Origin of the sequence: Marinicrinis sediminis (assembly GCF_042685085.1) — a bacterium.
GTDB lineage: Bacteria > Bacillota > Bacilli > Paenibacillales > KCTC-33676 > Marinicrinis > Marinicrinis sediminis.
Genome location: NZ_JBHUMM010000043.1, coordinates 237,478 through 261,697, shown reverse-complemented (window position 1 = coordinate 261,697; position 24,220 = coordinate 237,478). Strand labels below are relative to the sequence as shown.

Below are 24,220 nucleotides of genomic sequence, written 5' to 3'. Positions count from 1 at the left end.
CATTTGAATGAGACCCTGTTTTTAAACAAAAAAAAGCTGCCTGTACGTTTCTGCGTACAAACAGCTTTTGGTGATGACGAAATTAAGACGAATGATCTTACTTGAACTTGCTTAATTTATCTCCGAAACGCTCGCCGAGTGTCAGGGAAAGTCCTTGGGAAGAAGAAACTTTTTCCTGAACTTCTTTGTCAGAAGCGTTGCTTGTTGCTTGTTCTTCTCTAGCCGGTGCTTCTTCTGTAGCTTTGATGGAAAGGGAAATACGCTTCTCTTCCAGATTGATATCCAGAATTTTGACGTTCACTTCCTGACCCACTTTCAAAGCTTCATGCGGGGTTGTCACATGACGGTGTGCAATCTGGGAGATATGAACCAGACCTTCCACGCCAGCCGCAATTTCAACAAACGCACCGAAATCCACGATCCGCTTCACAGTTCCCTGAACCGTGTCACCAGGGTTGAATTTACCGTCAGCCTGCTCCCATGGACCTGGCTGTGCAGCCTTCATGCTCAGGCTGATGCGCTCATTCTCAGGATCAACTTTCAGAATTTTCACCTGAACTTGATCGCCTTCCTTCACGACATCAGACGGTTTGTCTACATGTGTCCAGGACATCTCGGAAATATGAACCAATCCATCCACGCCGCCTACATCGACAAACGCACCGAATTGAGTCAGACGCTGAACCGTTCCTTCAAGCTCCTGACCTGCTTCAAGACCGGCGATGATTTCTTTTTTCTTCGCTTCGAATTCTTCATCCAGCACGTCTTTTTGGGAAAGAATGACTTTGTTTGCTTCCTTGTCAAGTTCTTTCACTTTCAAGCGAACTGTGCGTCCCTTGTAATCGCTGAAATCTTCAACGAAGTGACGCTCAACCATGGAAGCCGGGATGAAACCGCGAGCACCCACATCTACGACAAGTCCGCCTTTGACAACGTCAGCGACGGTTGCTTCGAATACTTCACCAGATTCCAGACGCTCAGCAAGGGTATCCCAAGCTTTTTCGCTTTCAACAGCACGTTTGGAAAGAATACATTTTTCATTTTCATCATCGATGCTGATGACCTTTACTTGAATATCTTGGCCTTCCTCAGCAACGTCGGATGCTTTCTCCAAATGAACAGCAGATAATTCACGGATTGGAATAATTCCGTCATATTTGTAACCAAAGTCAACCAGGACCTGGTTATCTTCTACTTTTACGATTTTCCCTGTGACGACATCCCCATTTTTGATGGTAGTCACATCTTCCATTTGGGATTGTTCAGCCTCAGTCTGCTGATTTTCATTCACATTGATTTCTTCAGTCATTGATTACCCTCCTCAATCTCTCCTACAGCATATCGATCATCGTTACAGTATTCGCAGCACATCACGTAACTGTGTCCACCATAACCATGATACTATCTAAATTTATGCAGGGCATAAATTTATAACGTTTTTTGTGTTCATCCTTACTTATCTTAACATACCCAAATTTAGAATGCCATGTATGTGCACCAGCATCTATAAATTCAGCCTGCAGCACTAGGACTTGAAGCGCTCGGCAATCTCCAGAATTCGAGCCGTTACATCAGAAAGCGACATACCTGTCGTATCGACCTCTATCGCATCCTGTGCCTGGGTCAGTGGTGATTCCTTACGCGTTTCATCCGTATGATCGCGCTGGGCAATTTCTTCTTTCAATTTTTCGAGTGTGAGATCCGGATATTTAGTTCGAAGCTCTTCGAAACGGCGACGAGCCCTTTCTTCTACCGAGGCTGTCAAGAAGATTTTGATTTCTGCGTCGGGCAGCACCTTGGTGCCGATATCTCTTCCATCCATGATTACGCCCTTTCCGGACGCCATTTGCTGCTGAAGAAGGGTAAGCTGTTCCCTTACGGCAGCATGCTGGGCGATGGTGGAAACCTGCTGATTGATGGCAGGTTCACGAATGAGCGAAGTAATGTCTTGATCGTCCGCGAATACTTTCTGCCCCTGCTCGGAAGGTTCGAGCCGAATGCGAAGCTCTCTGGCAATCCGGGCTACTTGCCCATCATCTTCCGCTTGCCGGCCTTCCTGCAACACCTTCCACGTAATCGCGCGATACATCGCGCCCGTATCGATGTATACCATGCCCAGTTTCTCGGCTACAAGGCGCGCCACTGTGCTCTTCCCTGCTCCGGCCGGACCATCGATCGCGATGTTGATTCCGTTGTGCGACAAAGAAGCTCCTCCTATCAACAAAATACATAAAAAGCAGGCTTTGCCTGCGAATGAAGAAAATTATACCACACGTATTATAGGGATGCAAAAGTCAGCGGCTGTCCCTCCAACTGATCCACCTTGGTGAGAAAAGTACGAACAGGCTCCCAGTAGAGGCCGGCCTGGGCAAGGAGAAACAGAATCAAAAGAAGGCAAGCCAGACGCAGCAGCCACTTCTCAACCCAGTCTGAAAAAAAGGCAAACCGGCGTTCATATGTATCCGTTTCAATCTTCTCTGTATCGCGTTCAGCTCTCCCTTGCTCTCTCATTCGCAATTGCACACTCCCGCACATAGATAGGAGTAGCATGTGCAGGCATTCAGGGCACTATGCACTACCCTTTCCGATTCTCGATCTGCCGCTCGAAGCAATATCGGATTACTTTTTGTCGGTCTTTATCCTGGATCTCCGTAAACTGGACCATGATGATCTGCTCGTGGTTCTCCAGTGGTTTCACGCGAACGACTTCTCCCTTGTAAGGGACGTGTTCCAGGCCACCGTTGCGGTAATGGATCAGCAACCAGCCTGACAGCGTCTGATGCTCTTTGATCGGAATTTTTTTGGCGCACAAAAACGATAGTCCCCCACCGCTGAGGTCTTCTGTTAGGGCTGTAATTCGGATTTCATCACTTACTTTGACAGCGGTTTCCAATCTCGCTCCGACCCGCAGAAAATTCCGGCGCTGAACCTGGGTGATGGAGCCCGGGTCCGGCTTGGCAATCAACACCTGCCGGATCTGTTCTTCCAGATATCCGATCACCGCTGTCTGGAAAAAATTTTTCACTCCGCCGTCTGTAATGAAATGCACCGACAAGTTATCGCCGGGGTACAAGCGCTTCCATTTGCCCGTATGATCATCTATCGGAATTTCAATCCCAATATAATCCTCGGCGATGTCGGCAATTCTCGATTTATAAATTTTCTGCTCTTCCTCCACATCGATCGAGGCTACCTGTAAATAAATCATTTGATTGATACGGAATTGCACGTGTATGCACCTCTATCAGCTTGATTTTACTATTGGTGTGATGCTAATTTCATTATAGCATACCTCCTTTACAACACACGGACAAATATGAAAGAAGCTATCCATCGGATGACTAGATGGACAGCTTCTTCAGTACGGGAAAAATGATAAATTATTATGAATCAAGCTTAATAATTTTTATGGCCTTCCCAGACATAGGATCAGATGTTTCAAGTTGGCCTGTCGTCCAAAAACCAACCTCATCCCCCTTTTGGAATTCTTTTACCGACATATCTTCTGGAAGGAAAATCCATACATCTCCTTCCTCTAAGCTAGAACTGTCATTCGTTCCCGTTTCAATGAGAAGTCGATCATGATCAATCGCTACAATATAACCTGTCATCTCGGGTTCCTCTTTATGATCAACAGCTTCAACACTGACTTTCTTGTTAACATGGTTTTCTTCGTTACCCATTCCACAGCCTGTTAAAATCAAATAGACAAGTAAAAAAAGAATGAATCCTCCTGCTTTTTTGAAGGTTTGTCGTTTATCTTTATGAATCCCTATCATTCATACCTACTCCTTTCTTCAAATGATTGTTTCTTCTAATAGTTACAAAACGAAAGAAGCGTGTAAAATGTTTCAATCATTTTGGGCTACCATGTGACAGGATTTAGCCCCAATCTATTCGTTACATTGCCTACATGGCTATATGTTCCGTAAGTGACGCCATCTTCAGTAACCCTTCCCTTGTTAATACCCTTTAAAGTCTCATCATAAAAAACAGTCCCTCCACTGTCTCCATTAGTTGATTCATATGTGGCTAAACGAATACTGTTGAACCAAACCTCTTCTCCATTTTTATTCGTCCAGAAACGGCTGTTATTTTTCCCTTGTAGGGTTCCACAAGAATTGTTTGCTCCTCTATTTCTTCCAGACATGCATACCATTTCTCCTAATACATCGTTACCAGGTACTTGAGGTACGGTTAAGCCAACACTCTCGGAATATACATCATTACTTAAAAGATCAGTTGAAGTTACTCGAATTCCTTTTGCATCCACATTATTGCCATAATGTTCTTTACTGCTTATATGACCTACATACCCCTCTCCTTGGAAGATTCCTGTTCCTGGCGACTCAAACCAACAATGTGATGCAGTAATGATATATCCTTCATTCGTCGAAGGATCAATCGCTGAATAACCGAGTGTACATTCTCCTAAAGTTGTCTGGTTCGTATCGTCGTCTATCACAATCCCACCCTTCATGGGTCTATACTTTGCATTTCGATTATGATCTTGCTCTGATGAATAAGGATCATAGACAATCTCAAATATTTTAGAATCAGCGTTTGTAATTTTACTGAGTTGCTGAACTGTCTCTTGTTTCACATCAGATGAATTTGTAACTCCAACCTTTATTTTTTGATTAATAAAATCAAGGTTGAGATATTCCATACTGGGAATTGATTGCTGAAGGTCATATATACTTTGATTTAGAATATTCATATACTGATTCATCTCTGATTCAGAATATTCAGCTTCATAAACATGAATGGGAATAAAACTTTGAATTGAAGCATTTACTGTATTCACAATCTGCTGAATAGACATTTTTCCTGATTTAAACCCGATGTAAATATCTCCACCTTCGTATTGATTTATATACATTCCAAGATGTTGATTTTTCAAGTAATAAGTAGAATCAATAAGGAATTTTATTTTTTTGAATACTATATCCTGTTCAATAATTCTTTCTTTTAGAGCCATTTCTTCTTCTGATGTAAGGTAAAATCCAAACATTTCTGAAAATTCATCCTCGGATATAAGCTTCTCAACCTTTTCTTCATCTTCTGGAAATCCAAATTCCTTCCTCTTTTCTTTTGCATCATTCACAATATTTCCTTTCACTTTGTCAACTGCTTTTGTCGGCTCTTCAGTTACTGATAATAATGTGATGAGTGTAAATAGTCCAATCATACAAATGGAAATACTTTTCTTCACATAAACACATCCTTTGAAAACAAGTAATTATTTTGATTTAGCATACAAATAACCCAAAATATACATAAAACATTTATTTATTCGTGAATCATATCAACAAAAAAAAGGGAATTCAACCTACAATCTCATGGTTGAATTCCCTTTTTTTTCGCTCTTGCCGTTCACATGTTATGCTTCCGTCATTTTCACATTCTCGATGCTGACTTCTTCACCGGTATGACTGTCAATGTAGATACGGTAAGTGCTGCCATTGATCTTGCCGAAAAACTGATAGCACAGTCGATCGGTTTTCAGCTCATCCTCGATCAACACCAACGTCGCATCCAGTACCTTGAATTGTTCATTCAGCTTCTTCTCTGCTTGTTCCCGGGTTAAATCAGGCGGTTCCCAGGTTCGATCCTTGCGTTCATACACAAATTCAGAAGCATTCAGACCTGTCACTTCTCCGTTGTCAAGTGCGACCCTGACCGACAGCTTCTCGGGCATCATCAGTACGTTGTTCTTTTTGGAGACAAATGTGATCGTAGAAACATTCTCATACTGATCGAAGTTGACAGGCTCCATTTGCTTGTAATCATGCTGCTCCAGAAATTCAGTCGCCTTCGCCTTGGCTTGTTCCATGTTCAGTCTCGCATCGCCAATCTCCCGATTATTCATAAAATAAATGAGATAGGCTCCCTTCGTCGTATAGTCCATTTGTATCAGAGACCCGTTCTTTTCGGTTGTCAGACTATAGGACTGGTATTCGGTGCCCTTGCCATTCTCCACCACTTGCACATCATTATCATTCAATCGGAAGAACTGTCTGGCCTTTTTCACCACATCCTCCCTGGAAGCATGCTTGCCTGACAACTGTTTGACGGTGTGCTGATTGTACAGATCCGTAGAGGAAGGGCCAAAGTCCACGTCCTCATATTCACTGACCTGCTCATCGACGAGTTTGAAGCCGTCTATAATGGCGTTATCCCGAACGGAATCTTCGGAAGCCATGGCGACTTCGACATCCATCCAGCGCAGGTGGTTATCAATGACTTTGTCCTGTACCCCGCGAATCTCTGAGGCAATCTGTTCGGAATGCTTGTACAGCGCCTTCAGCGTTTTCATTTCCTCCGGTGTCATCGGTTCCTGGGTCATATCACGAATCGCGGTCTGATAAGAAAAGCTTGCGATGTTCGCCAGAAATTTTTCGGTCTTGTGAAACGGCATTAGGGTCAGGGGAAGCTGGTTGATTTCACTCTGTGCCTCACTGGTGATCCGCCATACATTGACGAGACATTTGCGATGGAAATTCTGGGAGGTCGAATTAACCGCAAGCGTGTTTCCCAGCTCATTATGTAACTGATCCAGGTGATAGGAAAGATTGTGAAATGAGCGCTGATACGTATTTTCCGCCTTGATCAGGATCGAGTTCTTTTCCTGATTCTCCTGATAGCCCCAGTACAGGGCGCCAATCAAAACGATGGTCACGATGGGAAAAAGGATGCTGCTGAGTCTCTTATACATCGAAAAAAACTCCTTTCATCTGCTCACGATCTTAGCGATAGTGTGTTTCAGTGAAAGGAGCTTTATGCATTTCGATGAAAGAGATGCCGATTCAACATTGTATTTCCACATCAAACTGATCTTCATTATTGCAAATGCAACGTTTGAAGCCACTGTTCCACTTTCCTTTTTGCTCTGAAGCGCGCAGGATGAACCGTTCTCCGCATTGCCTGCAATAAATGGCAATCTTTCTTCTTGCATTGGACATCGACAAGGTGCCTCCTCACATTCCCTTTGATTCCCATTCCGTTTCCGTTCATTCACATTATGTGCTTTTCGAAGGAATTTCAACCTCTTCTTCCATAAAGACGGACCGAAAAGGGGAGTGTGAATTGGCCATGCTTACTTTCTTCAGGCTGTATAGCCACAGCGTCAGCATGAATGGCACAATGAACCAGAACCATTCACTTTCGGAACGAAGAATAATCCAGTCAAATGTCCCGTGCCAGAGGATGGGAAGCAGGAGTGAATAGAGGAGGAAACGCTTCTCCTGCCGTGGATAGAATCTGGCCTTTCCCAGGTAATAGCCCATGACGACCCCGAACAGGGCATGTCCGGATACAGGCAGAATCGCTCTGAACAGCAGCATGCCGAAATTCGCATCATAAGCCCACGCGTAGATGATATTCTCCATCGTCGCAAATCCAAGCGAAATGGACACCCCATACACAATGCCGTCATACGGCTCATCGAACAGTCGATGGGAATAAAATGTGAAGAACAACACAAACCATTTCACAAACTGCTCAATTCCCGCAGAGGTAACAAAAGAAAAAAGCAGTTCCTGATCACCAAGCCCCAGCAACAGCCCGCGCTGAATGACCATGATCGGAAATACGAGCAGAACGCCAAACAGGAAGTATTTCAAGACCATGGACAGCGGTTCCGATACGTATCTGTCCTTGAGATAAAAATAAGTAAGCAGCGCAAGGCCTGGCGCAGCCGCGGCTGTCAGCATGGGAAACATCGCCAATTACACACCCCCCTTCTATTCCATACTCAGCTGGATGCAGAAAAAGCACCTCACGGTGCTTTTCCTTTACCTGCCTAAAAATGCTCGCACAGTGTCTGAATCGCGTGTTCGGTCATGACCGTTTTTCCATACTCACTAAGAACTGCTGGTGTGACCGCGGAACTATCGCCGAATTCAGACAGCATTGCGATAATGGTTTTTAATGGACCTTCCTCAAATGCCTTCGGATCAAATTGCAAAAAGTAATGATTCTTGTATGCATATAAACTGCCTCCGTTTGACTCAGGCAGATGATTGACTACTTTTTTGGCCGCTCCGATGACATCTTCGAAATCCTTGAAAGCGAAGATCACCCACTCACTTTGATCGAGGGTAACCTCTACTTCATACAGATCATCGTCATCATCGAGGTCATCCTCCGCATGGTATCCCTTGCTGCGTGTTACAATCACAACCATGCCCTGGGCCGGCAATGAAAACACTTCAACGGCCAATGTACCGGTTGCATCGAAACCAAGCTCAGAATAGGCCTGATCCATCATTTCGCTAAAGAGCTCATGTACTTTCGGGATTTCCTTCCACATGTCCTCTTTCTGAATGCCTCTCTCCGACAAGTCTTCAAATGTGAGGAAAATCCTTATTTTATCTTGACTTAATCGCTCTATTTTCATAGAAGGATCCTCCCTTGCTGCAACAGATATATTAAATTATGTGAGTACGAATCTTTCGGTGAGTACAACAGCTAGTCTTAATTCATATGTTATCACTAAATGAAAGAGAATGCACTAGTAAAGTTCCATCTGTATAAAGGGGTTTCAGGCAAAAACACACAAAAAAATTCCTGCTGGCAATCAGCAGGAATCACGATCATGATGGAATGGAATTTAATGCGTTTTAATGCGTTTGGATAGAGCTTTGATCATTTTCATCGAGAATCTTGTTTACTTCCGACATGACACCCGCGTCCTGTGCTGCAATCTCTGCAACCTGGTCGATTCCGCCGCTTTGCTCATGCTGTGCATGCTCGGAGTGAGACGTTGAATTCGTTTGTGTTGAAGTGGAGCGTTCTTTCGTAATCTCGTTCTTCATGGATTCGGCCAAATTCGGCATGCCCATGTTTTTCATCATACTGCCCATACCCATATTCCGTCTCGAGAAATAGACAGCAGCGGCAGCACCTACTACGCCACCCATCAGAAAACTGTTGAAACGCATGACACAATCCCTCCTCATTAAGGATGTACCCCTATTGTGCACGGACCAGCACGGTTTCATTCGCGGATTCAGGGTGGTAATGATTGGATGCTGCATCTCTGCAACAGGATTACCAGACCTTTCGTCTAAATAGTATGGTGATAAGAAAAGATTCCGATAAGGAACGCAACCGGAGAGGAGAACCAACATTGACCAAGCCCAACCGATTTTTGCTTCAATTCGTTATCTTAACCGCTCTGCTGCTGGCAGCAGGCTGCGCCAATCAGAATGCCGCAGACCCAGCCGACCTGCCTGCGAACGAATCCACGCCAACAGAAAACGCAGAGGATACGAGTGTGAACAACGACCAACAAGCGGACAACGAACAACCGGCAGATCCAACATCTGACGCGCAGTCCGACGATGCAGATGCTGATCCAGACAAGGATACAGAAGCGGACCATGAGGTGGTAGAGCCTGCACCCGTGAAGAAAATGTATTATGTCAATGGCATCTATGACATCAAGCCGATGGATGACCAGACTGACGGGAAAGTAGTGCTGCTCACCTTTGATGATGGACCGAAGGAACAGGAAATGATCACCTCCATGCTTGAAACTCTGGACAAACATGAGGCCAAAGCCATTTTCTTCGTTAACGGTTTCCGTGTTGAACAAAACCCCGACCTGCTCAAACAACTGCACGAAGCCGGTCACGCGATCGGCAATCATGCCTGGGATCATATTAATCTGTCCAAGGAAGACCAGGCGACCATTTACCAGCAGATTGAGGATGTCCAGACCATCGTGAAGGACGTAACGGGAGAAGCGCCTCAATTCTTCCGAGCCCCTCATGGCGCGAAAAACGAGATCGTTTTGCAAAAAGTCAGGGAAGAACAAATGGGATACATGAACTGGTCTAACGGTTCTCTCGATTGGGACCGCAATCATCAGACTGCACCTGCTGTCATACAGAACGTGATGGAACAGCTGCGTTCGGGAAGCAACATTTTGATGCATGAGCTTCCATGGACAGTTGAAGCACTGGATGAACTGCTCCAGCAAATCAAGGCCGAAGGGTACAGCTTTGTAGATCCTTTTGCCATTGATCCCCTATATGAGCAGCCTGATCCTGCCTGATGGCATAACCTGACACAACGATCACTTCTTTATACAAACAAAATCCTCCATTTCGCGATCCTGCCAAGATACATGCCGGATTGGGAGTGGAGGTTTTTCGTGAGTGAATCAAACCTGTGCAAAGATAGTTTGATCCGCATATGAATCGGATTCACATAGGGTCAGGTGCTTAGGTGCTGGCCCCACAGCATTAGCGAGAAGGTCAGCAGGACGAATATGAGCAGCAGCAGCAAATAGAACAAGCGGACTCTTTTTCCTTTTTGGGAAGGATGTTTGACACTTCGCGGCGGCAACTCTTCCTGCGACGCGTTCCTCTCTTGCTGCCATTCCTTCTCCTTATCGAGTTCCTTACGCATGCTCGTCTTCACGCCCCTTTCCAAAACGAATCACCATTCCGAGAACGAAATCAATAATGAAGTGAGCCAGAATCGGGGTCCACAGCGTTCCCGTATAGGTATAGATCCATCCCAGGGTGTAGCTGATGCCAAAGACCATTCCGGTCATTAACCAATGCTTCAGATAGCGAAAATGGATCGCTGCAAACAGTATACTCGTCCAGTAAGGACCCCAGGCATGCTGAATTGCCCCTCTGAATAGCACTTCTTCGCAAATGGACACAACCAGGGCGATGACCAGGATGTGCCAAACAGCTCTCGCTTTGAACAATTTCTCATTCACGCCACCGTCGTCGGTAACGTCATCCGGCACCCAATTAGAGATCACGAGGTCCAGTATTAACACCCCGACTGCAACCGCTCCGCCCCAAATCAGCACATTGACGTTCCATACCGGGGCAAATAGCGTAAATACGTTCCGACCCTGAAACAGCATGATCAGGGCACCGAGCAACAGGGTGAACAGTTGCGTGATATATAAATTGATCAGCAGCAGACGATCATCAATCTGATTCATATCGAGTGGTTCAAATCGGAATTTGAATTTTTTTGTCATCGTTCTCATCCTCTAAGTAAAAAATGAATCCATTCCTGTCGATATATATGAGATAAAGGAGATGGACTTATGGAAAAAAGACTGACACTCAGCGACTACATCATTATTTTAGGCTTTATCTTTATGCTGATTTGCGCGATCGGGGCCTTCTTCTACGGCTTCCAGATCGGAAAGGAGAAGACAGAAGAAAAATACGAACTCATTTTATCCGAATTGCAGGGAGAGCCGGAGGAAACATTATCCAACATCTCCTATGACCAGCAGCATCTGATTTCATTTTATCATACCGTTTTTCAACCATATCGGGAATTTCAAAATAAATGGCATGCATACATAGAATCATTTAATCAACGTGAATCGAGCGACCATGTGAACAGCCTGAATGAACTGACCAAGCTGGCGGCGTCTGCCTATACGGAGATTCAGAATGCGAGCATTCCAAAAGCCTCCCCTTTGCTTGTGGACGCGCAAAAAAATCTGATGCGAAGCTTGAAACAAGCTGAGTCAGGTTTCAAGGAGGTCAAACAGGGCCCAACGGATGCTTTTACCGCCTCTATCCTGACTGATCATCCCGTTTTGCAGCAATCGATCGGGTACGCGCTGGATGCCCAGCAGCAATATTACCATGCTATCACAAAATGGCATGAACAGTATGAATATCGTGTGAAGGATATTCAGTTGATGAGCAAAAAAGAACTAACCTTCGAGGAATGGCAGTCTCTTGCTCTCAACTATAAAAACTTGTATATTGCAACGCAAGTCCAAGAAACAAGCGAGTGGAACCCTTATTTCGTTCAGGACATTACGGCACAAATTGATTTACTGCTGCAAAAACGGGGCGCAGAAACGCTGAAATGGGCGGACACCTTTGAAGCCTATCAGACGGTTGTGCATACCGATGGGGTCAGACAAGGGGACTTTATTCGGATGAAATCCAAGTTTTACGGACAGGAACGCCTTCCTCAGCTTCCTTTCTATCTGGCCGCATATTGAACGCATCGATCTGACGGCATATTGCTCCTCAGAATAAGATTGCAATTTCTCGGGTATCCCATTACAATAAAGAACAGAGAGTTGCTTTAAACCGCTAAAACCTAGTGAAATAGTTGGTGTTAAGTTTATCCTCGTTTTTGTTCGTTTTTTGAACAAAATGTGACACTAAACAAACCGCTGGATGTACGTGTTGACAGTTTTTGTCCATGCATGGTACATTCTTATCAATCCAACGAAATACGCCATATCAACGCAGATGGAGCCAAGCATGACCATTGATTCCCAGAGAGCCGGTGGCTGGTGAGAACCGGTGTTTCAATGATGCGGAGCACTCCGGAGTTTTTGTGCTGAATGATCGACAGATGATTGCGTCTGCCGCAGTAAGCGCAAACGGTTTAAAACCGTTATCATTTGGTCTTCGACCATAAAGGCATGATCAGTTTGATCATGCGAAATAGGGTGGCACCACGATAGGAATACTCTCGTCCCTAACATGCGCTAGACGTATGGGGATTGAGAGTTTTTTCATAGAAAAAATGAGGGAGGAAATCATTTATGTTCAAGATTCTTATTTCTGATCCGATCAGCGATCAGGGGATTCAAAAACTGCATGATGCCACGGATGTCCAAGTAGACAAGAAAACCGGATTGTCCGAGGATGAGCTCGTCGCCATCATCGGGGAGTATGATGCACTGCTTGTACGCAGCCAGACCAAGGTAACACCTCGCATCATGGAAGCGGGTACGCGCCTAAAAGCGATTGGACGTGCTGGTGTCGGTGTAGACAACATCAATCTCGAAGCCGCTACCCAAAAAGGGATCGTGGTTATCAATGCGCCAGACGGAAATACCATCTCTACCTGTGAACATACCTTTGCGATGATGATGGCCTTGTCGCGCAACATTCCGCAAGCTTACAAGAAAACAGTCGGCGGCGAATGGGACCGCAAGTCCTTCCTCGGAGTCGAGCTTCGCAACAAAACACTCGGCGTAATGGGAATGGGACGCATTGGTAGCGAGGTTGCCAAGAGAGCCAAGGCATTTGGCATGGAAGTGATCGGCTTCGATCCGTTTCTAACTGAAGAGCGCGCAGAGAAATTGGGCGTAGGGATCGGTACCGTCGATGAAATCGTGCAGGTAGCGGATTTCATTACCGTACATACCCCATTAACCAAAGAAACCAAGCATATGATTGCCAAACCTCAGTTTGACATCATGAAAAAAGGTGCTCGCATTATCAACTGCGCGCGCGGAGGTATTATTGACGAAGCTGCACTTATGGAAGCCATCGAGAACGGCACGGTTGCCGGAGCAGCCTTTGATGTATTTGAAGTGGAACCGCCACAGGCAGATCATCCTTTCCTGAATCATCCGAAAGTGGTTGTAACGCCACATTTGGGCGCTTCCACAATTGAAGCTCAGGAAAATGTCGCGATTGATGTATCCGAAGAAATTTTGCACATTCTGCGCAATGAACCGTTCAAAAACGCGGTGAACATGCCTCCCGTACCTGCAAGCGTGCTGAACCGTCTTCAGCCATACTTCATACTGGGTGAAAAAATGGGCAGCTTCCTGGTTCAAATCAGCGAAGGCGCTGTACACGAAATCCACATTAATTTCTCCGGCGAACTGGCAGACGTAGATACAGCTCCACTCGTTCGGTATATTCTAAAAGGCGTACTCAGCCACCATCTTGGATCAGATGTCAACTTGGTTAATGCCAATCATCTTGCCAAATCCAGAGATGTTGAAATTGTTCGACAAAAGTCCAGCGCAACCAAGGGCTTTACAAACCTCATTACGCTGACACTGAAAACGAATCGCGGCTCTCATACGATCGCAGGTACGTTGCTGAACGGGTATGGCGTACGCATCGTAGAAATCGATCAATATCCGGTAGACATCGAGCCGGAAGGCAATCTTATTCTCGTCTCCCATAATGACAAGCCGGGCATGATCGGTCGCCTCGGAACGTCCCTCGGTGACAAAGACGTCAACATTGCCACGATGCAGGTTGGTCGGAAAATTATCGGTGGCGCTGCGTTGATGGCACTGAGCATCGATAAGCCGATCTCGGATGAAATTATCGAAGAGCTCTGCCAATTGCCTGAAATGGTATCTGTACAGAGCATTACGCTTTAATTCATACGCTTAGATGCGATAAACTTCATCATGATGATCAAACATCCTCCAGTTCCGGTGACCGGTGCTGGAGGATGTTTCACGTAGAACAAGATTTTGTTGGCGTATTCATCAAAAAAGGCGAAAACCTAGGTTTTCGCCTTTTCACGTTTCGAAGAAACGAGTGGAATCATAAAGGAAAATGTCGTTCCTTTACCTAATGTGCTGTGCACCTGAATTGTACCCTCGTGGGCTTCGACAATATTTTTCACGATCGAAAGTCCCAGCCCTGTTCCAACATTGCCTTCTCTGGTACGGGCCTTGTCTGCCTTGTAGAACCGCTCGAACACATAGGGCAGATCTTCCTTCGGAATCCCCTCTCCCTGGTCCTCCACTTCGATCAGGATGCCTTGCTCGTCATTGATAAGCGAGGGATTGGCCCGAACAAATATGAATCGCTGGTCCTCTTCTCCTGTTTCACGAGGAGAGTGCCGAATGGCATTGTCAATGAGATTGGTCAGAACTTGTTCCAGACGGTCCTCATCCGCACAAGAGAGCTTCAGCTCCTGCGAAGACTGAGAAGACTGAGAGGCCTGCGTGCCTGGCGTGGCCTGCGTACCTGGCGAGGCTTGCGAGGAATAAAGTTGTTGCTGGATCGTGATGCCTTCCTCCTTGGCCATTGCCGTAAATTTGCGGATCGTTCGCAGTACGAGAGAGGATACATCTACCTCCGTGCAATTCATCTGCATATGACCCGCTTCCATGCGGGCCAGATCAAGCAGATTCTGAACAAGTCTGCCCATTCTCATCGTTTCGTCATTGATGACCTGCGCCAGTTCACGCCGTTCCTCATAGGAGCCGGCAATATCATCCAGCAAAGCCTCGCTGTAACCCTGAAGCATCGCAAGCGGCGTTCGCAGCTCATGCGAAACATTGGCCACAAAGTCTTTTCTCAGCTTGTCCAGCTTGACTTCTTCCGTCACATCACGCAGCACGGCAACGGCACCACGGATCATATTATTGGAATACAATGGCGTCATCACGACAGAAAACACGTCTTGCCGGACGTGAATCTTGGTCGTCATCTCCTTGCTTTCCTTCAGCACATCATTGAAAATGCCTTCCAGCGGTTCCGGCACATGCTCGGTTCGGTCATCTTCCCAAGACAGCTCGTTCCATTCCCGGACCAGTTTCTCGCCATGCGGATTAGCCAGCATAACGTTTCCGGTTGCGTGCAACGTAATTACTGCATCGGACATACTGCGCAAGATGGAACCTAGATGCTCCTTCTCATGCTGGAGATCCTTGATCGTCTCTTCCAGACGTCCTGTCATATGATTGAAGGTTTTGGCCAGCTCCCCGATCTCATCCGAGGATCGAATCAGAACCCGGGTATGATAGTTCCCTTCGGTAATCTGGTCAGCCGCTTTTTTTAGTTCAATGAGAGGCTGCGTAATCTTGGTAGACAGAAAGAATGCAAAGAAAGTCGTCATGAAGAAGCCCATAATGGAGATGTAAATAAACAGCTTCTTCACGTCACCGGAATTGGTGAAAGTAATATCGATATATTCAAGCAGGAAAATACCGAGAATCATCAGCACGACCGCCACCAATACGATGATGGTCATCCAGAGCTTGCCGACGACGCTTTTCCACAGCTTCACTTCGGTACCTCAAGCTTGTAGCCGACACCCCAGACGGTCGTGATCATGGCTGCGGCATCCGGCGAGACTCGGTTCAATTTCTCTCTTAGACGCTTCACATGTGTATCGACCGTTCTCAGGTCTCCGAAAAACTCATAGTTCCATACATCCTTCAGCAGTTCTTCCCGGGAGAAGACCTTATCCGGCGAGATCGCCAAATAGTGAAGCAGCTCATACTCCTTCGGTGTCAAGCTGATGTCCACACCTCCTGCTGTCACACGGTGGGCGTCATGCTCAATCACCAGATGAGGGAACACGATATTGTTGCTGGAACGTCCTTCCTTGGACAGATAGGCGGTTGCAGAAGAACGGCGGAGTATCGCTTTCACACGATAAATCACCTCTCTCGGGCTGAAGGGCTTGACCACATAATCATCTGCCCCCACTTCAAAACCCTGAACGCGGTTGACTTCCTCTCCCTTGGCCGTCAGCATAATAATTGGAGTGGCTTTCTCCTGACGAAGCTTCATGCATACTTCGATTCCATCGATACCCGGCAGCATCACATCCAGGATGACTAGACCGTAATCCCGTTCCATCCCTTTGCGAAGTGCGGTCTCTCCGTCTTCGGCTTCATCAATCATAAATCCTTCTTTCTCCAAATACATACGCAGCAATCTGCGAATCCGTTCTTCATCATCCACCACAAGGATAGTAAAATTGTCAGACATTCCAGCATCCTTCCTTCCGTCATCCATTTTCGATCATTATATCATGATTATACACCCGCATAGGAATGCAATCCGGCCAATAGCAGATTGACGCCTACCAGTGTGAAAAAGACGATTACAAATCCGAGTACAGCAAGCCAGGATGACTTCGTACCCTGCCAGCCTCTGGACAACCGGAAATGCAGATAGGCACTGTAGAAGAGCCACGTTACAAGCGCCCAGGTTTCCTTGGGATCAAAGTTCCAGAATCGGCCCCAGGCGATATGCGCCCAGATCATGGCAAAAATAAGGGCGCCGAGCGTAAAGATCGGGAAGCCGAGGGCAATCGCCCGATAGCTGATTTCATCCAGGTCATCCGGGTCCAGTTCCTTTAGAATCGGTTGAATGACTGCGCCGAGCGGCTTGCGAACAATCAATCGGGCCAGCCCGTACAACAGCAGTCCGAACAAGACTGACCAGATCACTGTGTTCAGTTTCCGACCTGCGTTAATGCCTTTCATCCAGCTTGGGGCTTCGAAGAGCGGTTCCGTCATACCGAGAAACGAATCCATTTTATCCAGTTCGGCATCACTTGGCGCAGAAATCGGAGGCAGCGTATAGCGTACCTGCTGTTCCAGCACTTGCTCTCCGCTCATCTCCTGCTTTTTGAATACGGCTTCATATCCCGTCATGGAGAACAGCAAGTTGCTCACAATAAAGCCAATAAGGACCAGCAGCGAGAATAGCGTAAATTCCATCAATCGCTTCTGATTTTTGTCCTTCTTCTCCGTAGATGCGTAGTTAATTGTTCGTAGCAAATACATGAGTCCGCCTGCAAAACCAATCGCGAAAAATGCTTCGCCCGCGGCTGCCAGCGACACGTGAATACGGAGCAGCCACAGCTTGTCCCCACCATCAAGTGCTGGTTCAAGCGGTGAAGGGTCCCAAGGGAAAACAGCGGCATAGCCCAGGATGATGATGGCAAGCGGCATCATGATCACCCCGGTAAGCGGTGTGCGGTACAGGGCATAAATGACGAAAAAGGAAGCCACAATCATCATCGACAGAAACGTCATATATTCAAATAAATTGGACAGCGGCGTATGGGAAATGTAGATCCAGCGGGCAATAAAATAGGTCAGCTGGGCGACGAATCCGATAATCCCTACTGTCAGGGCGATTTTGCTCCATTTGCGCTGTCTGCGTGCTGGATGATCGCTCCGGAATGACTTGCCGAGCGCTGCAAACACAAACAGGAAAAAGGAGGAGATATAGAGCAGCATGGAAGCAACCAGCGCTCCATTACTTAGTTCCAGTGCATTCATTTCGATTTCACCTCATTCGATAGCGATCGAGGGTCTACCTCGATCCCCGTACGTTTCAATGTGTCAGCCAGTTCTTTGCGCAGTGCGAACCAGTTTTTATTTGTATGCGCACCGAGTTGAATCTGTCCCTTGTCCACTCTCAGCCAGATTCTGCGATGCTGCCAGTAAAAGCCCATGATAAGACCAATCATGCTGATCGCACCACCAATCCAGATATACATAATGGCGACATCCTTGCGAATATTCAGGAAGGAACGGAATTCTGACATGACCACATCGTCCTCAGACTGGATCGTGAATTCCATTTCTCCCTGCTGCTGCGCCGTCAGGTCAAATCCATCCTCCCCAATCAGCGTCATAACCCCCATCATCGGGATGAACAAGTAACGCTCTCCTTGCGGAGCTATATCCGGACCGGTGACCTGCATGATAAAGGCCGGATTGATCGGGTCCCTGGAATTCGTGGCTGGTGCCCCTTCTCTCATAATCAGTTCCGGGTAATAATCCTCAATCATGACCGTATACGCATCAATCTGATATTCTTTTTGCGGATCTCTCATATCCAGTTCAAACTGTCCCAGCACGTTCTCCTCCGCCGATTTCTTGAGCGTCAGGTTCATGGACAGCAGTTGACGGGTCGGCTCGTAATCCACGAGATAAATCCACAAATCCTTGTATTTCAGCGGGTAGTTCACTTCTATATCATGTGCATGTACTTGTTCCAATACCGGTTCCTGACTGTCGCAGTTGTCGGTGCATTCGTACAGCACGGCGTCAAGACGATACGTTTTGGCAATTGTTTTGCCCTGATCCTGGATGGCTTCTGGGATTTCGTCCTCATCATAGAAATCGAGCGTAAACTTTTCATTCTTCACGTAGTACGGGGTATTCTCCAGCTTCACTATGTCCTGTTCCAGTACCCAGATATGCTCATCCAGATGCCAGCCAGGAATGCCTCTGGCCAAAACGGCCAGCAAGAACAAGATAAGACCAATATGATTGATATAAGGTCCCCAGCGACTGAACCGCCCTTTCTCGGCCAGCAGTGCGCCATCCTCTACATGTACCCGATAACGCTTCTTCTTGAGCGCAGCTTGCATTTGCGCCATCCAGTCTCCCTCTGTCTGCTGCGTCTGCTGCAACTCTGCGGTTTGGGATGACGCTGAAACAGCACCTTCGGTAAGATTCGTTTGATCCTGTATATCGTTCGCATGAGCAGCTTGATCCGTTTGATCCGAAAAACTGGCTTGATCCGAATGACCGGTTTGGTCCGAAAGAGCAGTTAGTTCTGATTGAACGGCATGATTGGCGCCAGACTGTGGAACCATTCCCTTGAAAGCTACTTTTTGCCGCATCAGGAATTGCGGATGCTTGCGTAGCTTTTGCTTGCTTAGCGCCCGGTACAAAGGCAACACCCGGTCCAGACTGCAAACGACCAGCGAGGTGCCGATCATCACTAGCAGCGCCTTGAACCACCAAGACTCATAGACCGTTGACAAGCCCAGATAGTAGTAAAGTTTGCCGGTCCAGCCGTAATTGTCTGCATACCACTTTGCAAAGTCTACCCGTCCGATAAAAGTGCTTTGCTGTGGATAGATCGTACCTAGCGAAGCCACAATCAATGTAATCACGATCAGGTATACGGCTATTTTTACGGAAGAGAAGAAACTCCATATGTGGTCGATCCACGATTTATTGGCACGCTGGGACCGTCGCGCCATTCCGTCATAACGCATTTCCAGCAATTCCTGCTCATCCATTTCCTGCAGCGGCTTGCCGCATGACTCACACAGCAGGGTCCCAACGGGGTTCTGATGCCCGCATTCACATTTCGTATTTTCCATCATTTCAGCCTGTCCCCCCTTCTGCCCTGTTGACTTTCTATCCGCTTGCGACTCTCCCATTTAACAGGCAAGCAATTGGAATGAGCTTATTTCAAGGGCTGTGACATGATTTTGGACAAGTGTATGCGCATGGTTGATTCCGTCATTTCACCGATGACTTCACTGGCGAGTTCTCCCTGCTCATTGACAAAAAACGTGGTCGGGAAAGAAGAAACCCCGTAATCTTTTCTTGTCTTGCTGCCCGGGTCCATTAATATAGGAAAAGAGACACCCATATCCTCAATGAATGTCTGTACGCGCAACTTGGGCTCAGCCAGATTGACTCCGAGTACAACGAGTCCGTCTTCCTGATAGGTTTGATAATAGTCTTCAATTAACGGCATTTCCCGCACACAAGGCTCACAGAAGGTGCCCCAAAAGTTAATGATGACAGGCTGTCCCTCGAACATGCTCAAGGAGACCTGGTTTCCTTCCAGATCGGTTAATTCAAAGGCCGGCACTTCCTTCCCTTCCTGCGGGAGCGGATTGCTCTCCTTAAATAATCCACTTGTGATCGTATAGCCGCCCACGATGACAAACAGGGCCAGAATGACGATTTGCATCGTTTTTTTATTTTTCATTTCGCTAACCACCTATAACAGAAGAATAAAATCAGATGCTATGTGCATCAACTCCTATTATAACGAACTTCCCTCTTCGTTCGGTGTTTCTTTTTGAATATTATGTGACCTGAGCGCCAGATCCTTCATTTCCTTGACCTCTGATTTTGTCAAATATCGAAACTTTCCACGCCGCACTCCCTGCAAAGTCAAAAAGCCAAACTTGACTCTTTTCAGCTTGGAAAGCGGATAGTGGATCGCATCGAACATTCTCCGCACCTGACGATTCCGGCCTTCATGAATGGTGACGGATATCACAGATTTGTTCATCTCCGGATTGACATCGTAATACTCGACTTCCGCAGGAGCTGTCATTCCGTCCTCCAGCTTGATCCCCTTGCGCAATTTGTCCAATACATTGCCATGCGGAATTCCCTTCACCGTGGCATGGTACGTTTTGTCGATGCCATGCTTCGGATGAAGCAGCATGTTTGCAAATTCTCCATCATTTGTCAGTAGGAGCAGTCCTTCCGTGTCATAGTCCAGGCGACCCACCGGATAGACCCGCTGCTTGATCCCTTTCAAATAATCGGTTACAACCTGTCTGCCTGCCGGGTCTGTGACACTGCTGATGACGGCTTTCGGTTTGTTCAGCAAAATGTATACCTTTTCTTCTTTGCGGATCGGGCGACCGTTTACCTTTATCTCATCCACGTCCGGGTCTACTTTCACACCCAGCTCTGTAACCACTTCTTCATTCACTTCCACCTTGCCGGCGGTAATCAATTCTTCGCATTTTCTTCGCGAGGCTACGCCCGCATGTGCCAACACTTTCTGTAATCGTTCCATTTATGTTTCACCTCAAACCTTATCATAGCGATTGTGACGACAAATCACAACATGAAAAAAACCATTAGCGCAAAATCTCTAATGGTTCCTTCTCCTTATCCTATCCAAATACGAGTAAACATAGTAAAACCGATGCGGCAAATCCGATAAAATCAGCGAACAAGCCAACTTTGAGCGCATAGCGACTTTTGCGTATTCCCACTGCACCAAAATAGACAGTCAACACATACAACGTCGTATCTGAGCTCCCCTGAATCGTGGACGCAATTTGTCCGATCAGCGAATCCGGTCCATGCTCTTTCATCAGATCGGTAGCAAAAGCAAGCGAGCCAGCGCCTGTAATCGAACGAAGGATCGACAGCGGCAATACTTCGCTCGGAATGCCCAGTCCTTCCATCACCGGGCGTACCCCTGCGAGCAATACATCCATCGCTCCTGAGGCCCGAAACACACTGATGGCGACCATCATCCCCACGAGATGAGGGACAATCTTTATTGCCGTGTCAAAGCCGCCTTTTGCCCCGTCCACGAAAGATTCATATACGGGAATCTTGCGATAGAAAGCATACAACGGGATGAGTGCTACGATGACCGGTATTGCCCAGATCGATATGGTATTAATGAAGGCATACAACGCAACTCCTCTCCCTTCCCGCTATACATTCTGTTTTCTCTGCAACAGACGATCCAGCCAGATGGCTGCCAAGGTCGAACAGATCGTCGCCATAATGGTCGTCCCGACGATTTCCGCAGGCTGTACAGAACCAAAATTCATGCGAATAGCGATGATCGTCGTCGGAATAAGGGTAATGCTTGACGTATTAATCGCTAGCAGTGTGCACATGGCCGGGGAGGCCGTACTCTTGTCCGGATTGAGCTTCTGCAATTCCTCCATTGCCTTGATGCCCATCGGGGTCGCGGCGTTGCCTAGTCCGAGTAAATTGGCGCTCATATTGGACATGATATAGCCAAGAGCCGGATGATCTTTCGGAACAGACGGGAACAGCCAGCTCACGAGCGGCCTGAGGAGCCGTGTCAGCCCTTTCAGCAGCCCTGAATCTTCTGCCAACCGCATCATCCCCAGCCAGAAGACGAGGATGCTGATCAACCCGAAACAGACCGTCACCCCCGTTTTGGCGCCATCAAAGATCGCAGCGGTTACCTCATCCATTCGGCCTGTAAAGGCAGCTACGACAAATCCCGCCACGATAAAAAACAGCCAGATTACATTCACCATCGCAATTCCCCCTCCTTACCTGATCAAGAGGATTTCCCCGTCAGCACACATTCCAGCGTCGCCAAAAAGGAAGCAAGGAATCCCTTGTCATCGGCTGTAGCCGCGACAGTCGGTGAATGACTCTCTCTAACACGGACATCATTTTCCTCATAAATGGGAACCGTGGCCATGGTCTCATTCCCGAGCGTGAATACCAGTGTCCCCATCAAGCCCAGGCGGGCATCCAAACTCGATGGGTGTGTGGTCTGAATGCGGAACTGTACCTCCTGCTTTTCCTGGTCTTGCAGCGGATAGCGAATCGTACGACCCGCTACCCAGTCTGTATGTCCGGGTATACCTTGACCTGACTTGACCAGCTCATGAAGCGGATATGTGGTAAATCCGTATTCAAGCAGTTGCCGATGATCATGCCAATCGTTCGGATCATTGAGCGTAACGACAGCCAGCTGCTGTCCTTTCCTTGTGGCGGAAGAGACGAGACATCTGCCCGCTGCTTTGGTGTATCCGGTTTTCACCCCGTCCGCACCCTCAAACATATGAAGCATTTTGTTTTTGTTGCGCCAGGTGTAATCCCAGCTTTCATTCGGATTGGGCACTTTCTTGTCGGTCGTTTTGACAATTTCACGAAAGGTCTCGTTGCGCAAGGCATATGCGCTCAGTTTCGCCATGTCCACCGCTGTTGAATAATGACCGTCCTCATCCAGACCATGCGGATTCCGAAACTGGCTGTGCGTCATGCCAATCGCTTCGGCCTTCTGATTCATCAGCAAGGCAAAGCCTTCGACAGATCCGCCCACATGCTCGGCAATCGCCGTCGCAGCATCATTTCCTGAGCGCAGCATCAGACCGTACAGCATATGCTCCAGTGTCATTTCCTCTCCCAGCTTGAGATAGATGGAAGAACCTTCTTTGCCATAAGCCTGTCGGCTAACCTTGACCCTCGAAGATAAATCGCTGTGTTCAATCGCCACGATGGCCGTCATGATTTTGGTCAGGCTTGCAATCCGCATTTGCTGATTTCCCTGATGACTGTACAGAACTCGGCCAGATTCTACATCGATCAGGGCCGCTGATTGCGCACTCGTGTCCACCTGATGATGATTGGCTGTCACTGTACCTCCTGTCAGGGTCCACAGCATCGATAGCAGTACGATCATAATCCAAACTCGGGATGCTTTCATACCATTTTCTCCTCCATACAACCTGTCTTATATCATGGTACATGTATATGCTTTTCCAGTCCGGTTATGAAGAAGCACAAAATAAAAACTGCACCTTCCCGCCTGTTTACTGGCGAGAAAGGTGCAGTTTCCTGCTGGTGCCTGACGGCTACACAATATAATTGTGCTCCTGCTTGTCTGTGTCGTGCTTATTTTTCTTCATCACAGATTGCAGCTTCTCGATGACCCCCGGAGCTGAATCAATGATTTTCTCCAGAATGTGCGTCTGATTATCAAGCGGTACGACCCGAACCCCTTCTTTGCCTACCACGAGAAACGCAATCGGTGTAATGGAGACGCCACCGCCGCTTCCGCCGCCAAACGGATGCCTTCGTGACGATGAAGCGCTGTCTTCACCCGAAGACGAGTTGTTGCTGTCCGTATCCAGCACGAAGTCGCTTCCACCGGCTGCGAATCCGAATCCAACCTTTGAGATAGGCAGAATCACGCTGCCATCAGGGGTTTCCACAGCATCTCCTACGATCGTGTTCACATCGACCATCGCTTTAATGTTTTCCATGGCTGTTTGCATCAAGCCTTGTATGGGATGATCATTCATTCGAGCTCCTCCTTCAGTCAGTGGCTTTGCTGATTATCCGTTTTCCTGCATCGAGTTTGATGTGCGATTCAGCTAATAGTATGCCCCGTATTTCATACCGATATGA

26 protein-coding genes and 1 other annotated feature are annotated in these 24,220 nt (G+C 47.2%); of the genes, 3 read left to right on the top strand and 23 right to left on the bottom strand.

All coding sequences use genetic code 11. The annotated features are described in order from the left end of the window. Positions 1-97 precede the first annotated feature (97 nt). From rpsA to ACFSUC_RS14945, 11 genes are all read right to left on the bottom strand, one after another. Positions 98-1,309, bottom strand: a complete 1,212-nt coding sequence (gene rpsA / locus ACFSUC_RS14995; protein ID WP_379930436.1) for a 30S ribosomal protein S1 — start codon at positions 1,307-1,309, stop codon at positions 98-100. Positions 1,310-1,525: 216 nt separating this feature from the next. Further along, positions 1,526-2,203: a (d)CMP kinase gene (cmk, locus tag ACFSUC_RS14990; protein WP_379930435.1), complete on the bottom strand. Its 678-nt coding sequence runs from the start codon at positions 2,201-2,203 to the stop codon at positions 1,526-1,528. 74 nt (positions 2,204-2,277) lie between these two features. Then, complete coding sequence (locus ACFSUC_RS14985; RefSeq protein WP_379930434.1) at positions 2,278-2,511, bottom strand: hypothetical protein; 234 nt, start codon at positions 2,509-2,511, stop codon at positions 2,278-2,280. A 64-nt stretch (positions 2,512-2,575) separates the two neighbouring features. Then, the gene (locus tag ACFSUC_RS14980; protein WP_379930433.1) at positions 2,576-3,229 is read right to left on the bottom strand and encodes a flagellar brake protein; all 654 of its coding nucleotides are present in this window, start codon (positions 3,227-3,229) and stop codon (positions 2,576-2,578) included. Between the two features lie 154 nt (positions 3,230-3,383). Further along, positions 3,384-3,779 (bottom strand): DUF3221 domain-containing protein, encoded by a 396-nt coding sequence (locus tag ACFSUC_RS14975; protein ID WP_379930432.1) that lies wholly within the window; start codon positions 3,777-3,779, stop codon positions 3,384-3,386. Positions 3,780-3,865: 86 nt separating this feature from the next. Continuing rightward, entirely contained in the window at positions 3,866-5,215 is a 1,350-nt protein-coding gene (locus ACFSUC_RS14970; RefSeq protein ID WP_379930431.1) for a hypothetical protein, read from the bottom strand. Positions 5,216-5,383: 168 nt separating this feature from the next. After that, positions 5,384-6,718: a germination protein YpeB gene (gene ypeB / locus ACFSUC_RS14965; RefSeq protein WP_379930430.1), complete on the bottom strand. Its 1,335-nt coding sequence runs from the start codon at positions 6,716-6,718 to the stop codon at positions 5,384-5,386. Positions 6,719-6,809: 91 nt separating this feature from the next. Beyond that, entirely contained in the window at positions 6,810-6,965 is a 156-nt protein-coding gene (locus tag ACFSUC_RS14960) for a hypothetical protein (RefSeq protein ID WP_379930429.1), read from the bottom strand. 57 nt (positions 6,966-7,022) lie between these two features. Continuing rightward, the gene (gene prsW, locus ACFSUC_RS14955; protein ID WP_379930427.1) at positions 7,023-7,730 is read right to left on the bottom strand and encodes a glutamic-type intramembrane protease PrsW; all 708 of its coding nucleotides are present in this window, start codon (positions 7,728-7,730) and stop codon (positions 7,023-7,025) included. A gap of 74 nt (positions 7,731-7,804) precedes the next feature. Then, positions 7,805-8,401 carry a genetic competence negative regulator gene (locus ACFSUC_RS14950; protein WP_379930426.1) on the bottom strand — a complete coding sequence of 199 codons (597 nt, stop codon included), beginning with the start codon at positions 8,399-8,401 and terminating at the stop codon, positions 7,805-7,807. 223 nt (positions 8,402-8,624) lie between these two features. Further along, the gene (locus ACFSUC_RS14945; protein WP_379930425.1) at positions 8,625-8,945 is read right to left on the bottom strand and encodes a hypothetical protein; all 321 of its coding nucleotides are present in this window, start codon (positions 8,943-8,945) and stop codon (positions 8,625-8,627) included. 188 nt (positions 8,946-9,133) lie between these two features. On the opposite strand from ACFSUC_RS14945, the gene ACFSUC_RS14940 reads away from it, so the two are divergent. Next, positions 9,134-10,063, top strand: coding sequence for a polysaccharide deacetylase family protein (locus tag ACFSUC_RS14940; RefSeq protein WP_379930424.1), 930 nt, complete (start codon positions 9,134-9,136; stop codon positions 10,061-10,063). Positions 10,064-10,224: 161 nt separating this feature from the next. Here ACFSUC_RS14940 and ACFSUC_RS14935 read toward each other — a convergent pair whose 3' ends face one another. After that, the gene (locus tag ACFSUC_RS14935; protein ID WP_379930423.1) at positions 10,225-10,419 is read right to left on the bottom strand and encodes a hypothetical protein; all 195 of its coding nucleotides are present in this window, start codon (positions 10,417-10,419) and stop codon (positions 10,225-10,227) included. After that, complete coding sequence (locus ACFSUC_RS14930) at positions 10,412-11,014, bottom strand: CPBP family intramembrane glutamic endopeptidase (RefSeq protein WP_379930422.1); 603 nt, start codon at positions 11,012-11,014, stop codon at positions 10,412-10,414. Before ACFSUC_RS14930 ends, ACFSUC_RS14935 begins: the two co-directional genes overlap by 8 nt. A gap of 69 nt (positions 11,015-11,083) precedes the next feature. On the opposite strand from ACFSUC_RS14930, the gene ACFSUC_RS14925 reads away from it, so the two are divergent. Together ACFSUC_RS14925 and serA are read left to right on the top strand one after the other, a co-directional pair. Next, positions 11,084-12,007 carry a hypothetical protein gene (locus tag ACFSUC_RS14925; protein ID WP_379930421.1) on the top strand — a complete coding sequence of 308 codons (924 nt, stop codon included), beginning with the start codon at positions 11,084-11,086 and terminating at the stop codon, positions 12,005-12,007. A 244-nt stretch (positions 12,008-12,251) separates the two neighbouring features. Then, positions 12,252-12,500 (top strand) — a binding site (T-box leader). A gap of 62 nt (positions 12,501-12,562) precedes the next feature. Continuing rightward, a complete protein-coding gene (gene serA, locus ACFSUC_RS14920; protein ID WP_379930420.1) occupies positions 12,563-14,149 on the top strand; it encodes a phosphoglycerate dehydrogenase in 1,587 nt (528 codons plus the stop codon). Between the two features lie 128 nt (positions 14,150-14,277). Here the strand turns inward: serA and ACFSUC_RS14915 are convergent, their stop codons facing one another. The 10 genes from ACFSUC_RS14915 to ytfJ all read right to left on the bottom strand — a co-directional run bounded on the left by ACFSUC_RS14915 (position 14,278) and on the right by ytfJ (position 24,114). Further along, positions 14,278-15,792, bottom strand: coding sequence for an ATP-binding protein (locus tag ACFSUC_RS14915; protein WP_379930419.1), 1,515 nt, complete (start codon positions 15,790-15,792; stop codon positions 14,278-14,280). Next, entirely contained in the window at positions 15,789-16,502 is a 714-nt protein-coding gene (locus ACFSUC_RS14910; RefSeq protein ID WP_379930418.1) for a response regulator transcription factor, read from the bottom strand. The genes ACFSUC_RS14915 and ACFSUC_RS14910 overlap by 4 nt, the downstream gene beginning before the upstream one ends. Positions 16,503-16,549: 47 nt before the next feature. Beyond that, positions 16,550-17,806 carry a cytochrome c biogenesis protein CcsA gene (ccsA, locus tag ACFSUC_RS14905; RefSeq protein WP_379930417.1) on the bottom strand — a complete coding sequence of 419 codons (1,257 nt, stop codon included), beginning with the start codon at positions 17,804-17,806 and terminating at the stop codon, positions 16,550-16,552. Then, positions 17,803-19,653, bottom strand: coding sequence for a cytochrome c biogenesis protein ResB (resB, locus tag ACFSUC_RS14900; protein WP_379930415.1), 1,851 nt, complete (start codon positions 19,651-19,653; stop codon positions 17,803-17,805). The genes ccsA and resB overlap by 4 nt, the downstream gene beginning before the upstream one ends. 83 nt (positions 19,654-19,736) lie before the next feature. Then, complete coding sequence (gene resA, locus ACFSUC_RS14895; protein WP_379930414.1) at positions 19,737-20,270, bottom strand: thiol-disulfide oxidoreductase ResA; 534 nt, start codon at positions 20,268-20,270, stop codon at positions 19,737-19,739. A 57-nt stretch (positions 20,271-20,327) separates the two neighbouring features. Further along, entirely contained in the window at positions 20,328-21,098 is a 771-nt protein-coding gene (locus tag ACFSUC_RS14890; RefSeq protein WP_379930413.1) for a pseudouridine synthase, read from the bottom strand. A 100-nt stretch (positions 21,099-21,198) separates the two neighbouring features. Beyond that, entirely contained in the window at positions 21,199-21,732 is a 534-nt protein-coding gene (locus ACFSUC_RS14885; protein WP_379930412.1) for a spore maturation protein, read from the bottom strand. Between the two features lie 21 nt (positions 21,733-21,753). Continuing rightward, positions 21,754-22,335 (bottom strand): nucleoside recognition domain-containing protein, encoded by a 582-nt coding sequence (locus ACFSUC_RS14880; protein ID WP_379930411.1) that lies wholly within the window; start codon positions 22,333-22,335, stop codon positions 21,754-21,756. Positions 22,336-22,358: 23 nt separating this feature from the next. After that, the gene (locus ACFSUC_RS14875) at positions 22,359-23,516 is read right to left on the bottom strand and encodes a D-alanyl-D-alanine carboxypeptidase family protein (RefSeq protein WP_379930410.1); all 1,158 of its coding nucleotides are present in this window, start codon (positions 23,514-23,516) and stop codon (positions 22,359-22,361) included. 148 nt (positions 23,517-23,664) lie between these two features. Beyond that, a complete protein-coding gene (gene ytfJ, locus ACFSUC_RS14870; RefSeq protein WP_379930409.1) occupies positions 23,665-24,114 on the bottom strand; it encodes a GerW family sporulation protein in 450 nt (149 codons plus the stop codon). Between the last annotated feature and the right edge of the window lie 106 nt (positions 24,115-24,220).

Excerpts from the sequence above, each read along its gene's own strand:
- ACFSUC_RS14910 (WP_379930418.1), bottom strand. The coding sequence starts at position 16,502 with ATGTCTGACAATTTTACTATCCTTGTGGTGGATGATGAAGAACGGATT.
- ACFSUC_RS14985 (WP_379930434.1), bottom strand. The coding sequence starts at position 2,511 with ATGAGAGAGCAAGGGAGAGCTGAACGCGATACAGAGAAGATTGAAACG.
- ypeB (WP_379930430.1), bottom strand. The coding sequence starts at position 6,718 with ATGTATAAGAGACTCAGCAGCATCCTTTTTCCCATCGTGACCATCGTT.
- ACFSUC_RS14925 (WP_379930421.1), top strand. The coding sequence starts at position 11,084 with ATGGAAAAAAGACTGACACTCAGCGACTACATCATTATTTTAGGCTTT.
- ytfJ (WP_379930409.1), bottom strand. The coding sequence starts at position 24,114 with ATGAATGATCATCCCATACAAGGCTTGATGCAAACAGCCATGGAAAAC.
- ACFSUC_RS14880 (WP_379930411.1), bottom strand. The coding sequence starts at position 22,335 with ATGGTGAATGTAATCTGGCTGTTTTTTATCGTGGCGGGATTTGTCGTA.
- ACFSUC_RS14890 (WP_379930413.1), bottom strand. The coding sequence starts at position 21,098 with ATGGAACGATTACAGAAAGTGTTGGCACATGCGGGCGTAGCCTCGCGA.
- ACFSUC_RS14945 (WP_379930425.1), bottom strand. The coding sequence starts at position 8,945 with ATGCGTTTCAACAGTTTTCTGATGGGTGGCGTAGTAGGTGCTGCCGCT.
- ccsA (WP_379930417.1), bottom strand. The coding sequence starts at position 17,806 with ATGAATGCACTGGAACTAAGTAATGGAGCGCTGGTTGCTTCCATGCTG.
- serA (WP_379930420.1), top strand. The coding sequence starts at position 12,563 with ATGTTCAAGATTCTTATTTCTGATCCGATCAGCGATCAGGGGATTCAA.
- resB (WP_379930415.1), bottom strand. The coding sequence starts at position 19,653 with ATGATGGAAAATACGAAATGTGAATGCGGGCATCAGAACCCCGTTGGG.
- ACFSUC_RS14935 (WP_379930423.1), bottom strand. The coding sequence starts at position 10,419 with ATGCGTAAGGAACTCGATAAGGAGAAGGAATGGCAGCAAGAGAGGAAC.
- ACFSUC_RS14930 (WP_379930422.1), bottom strand. The coding sequence starts at position 11,014 with ATGACAAAAAAATTCAAATTCCGATTTGAACCACTCGATATGAATCAG.
- rpsA (WP_379930436.1), bottom strand. The coding sequence starts at position 1,309 with ATGACTGAAGAAATCAATGTGAATGAAAATCAGCAGACTGAGGCTGAA.
- ACFSUC_RS14950 (WP_379930426.1), bottom strand. The coding sequence starts at position 8,401 with ATGAAAATAGAGCGATTAAGTCAAGATAAAATAAGGATTTTCCTCACA.
- resA (WP_379930414.1), bottom strand. The coding sequence starts at position 20,270 with ATGAAAAATAAAAAAACGATGCAAATCGTCATTCTGGCCCTGTTTGTC.
- ACFSUC_RS14975 (WP_379930432.1), bottom strand. The coding sequence starts at position 3,779 with ATGATAGGGATTCATAAAGATAAACGACAAACCTTCAAAAAAGCAGGA.
- ACFSUC_RS14875 (WP_379930410.1), bottom strand. The coding sequence starts at position 23,516 with ATGAAAGCATCCCGAGTTTGGATTATGATCGTACTGCTATCGATGCTG.
- ACFSUC_RS14960 (WP_379930429.1), bottom strand. The coding sequence starts at position 6,965 with ATGTCCAATGCAAGAAGAAAGATTGCCATTTATTGCAGGCAATGCGGA.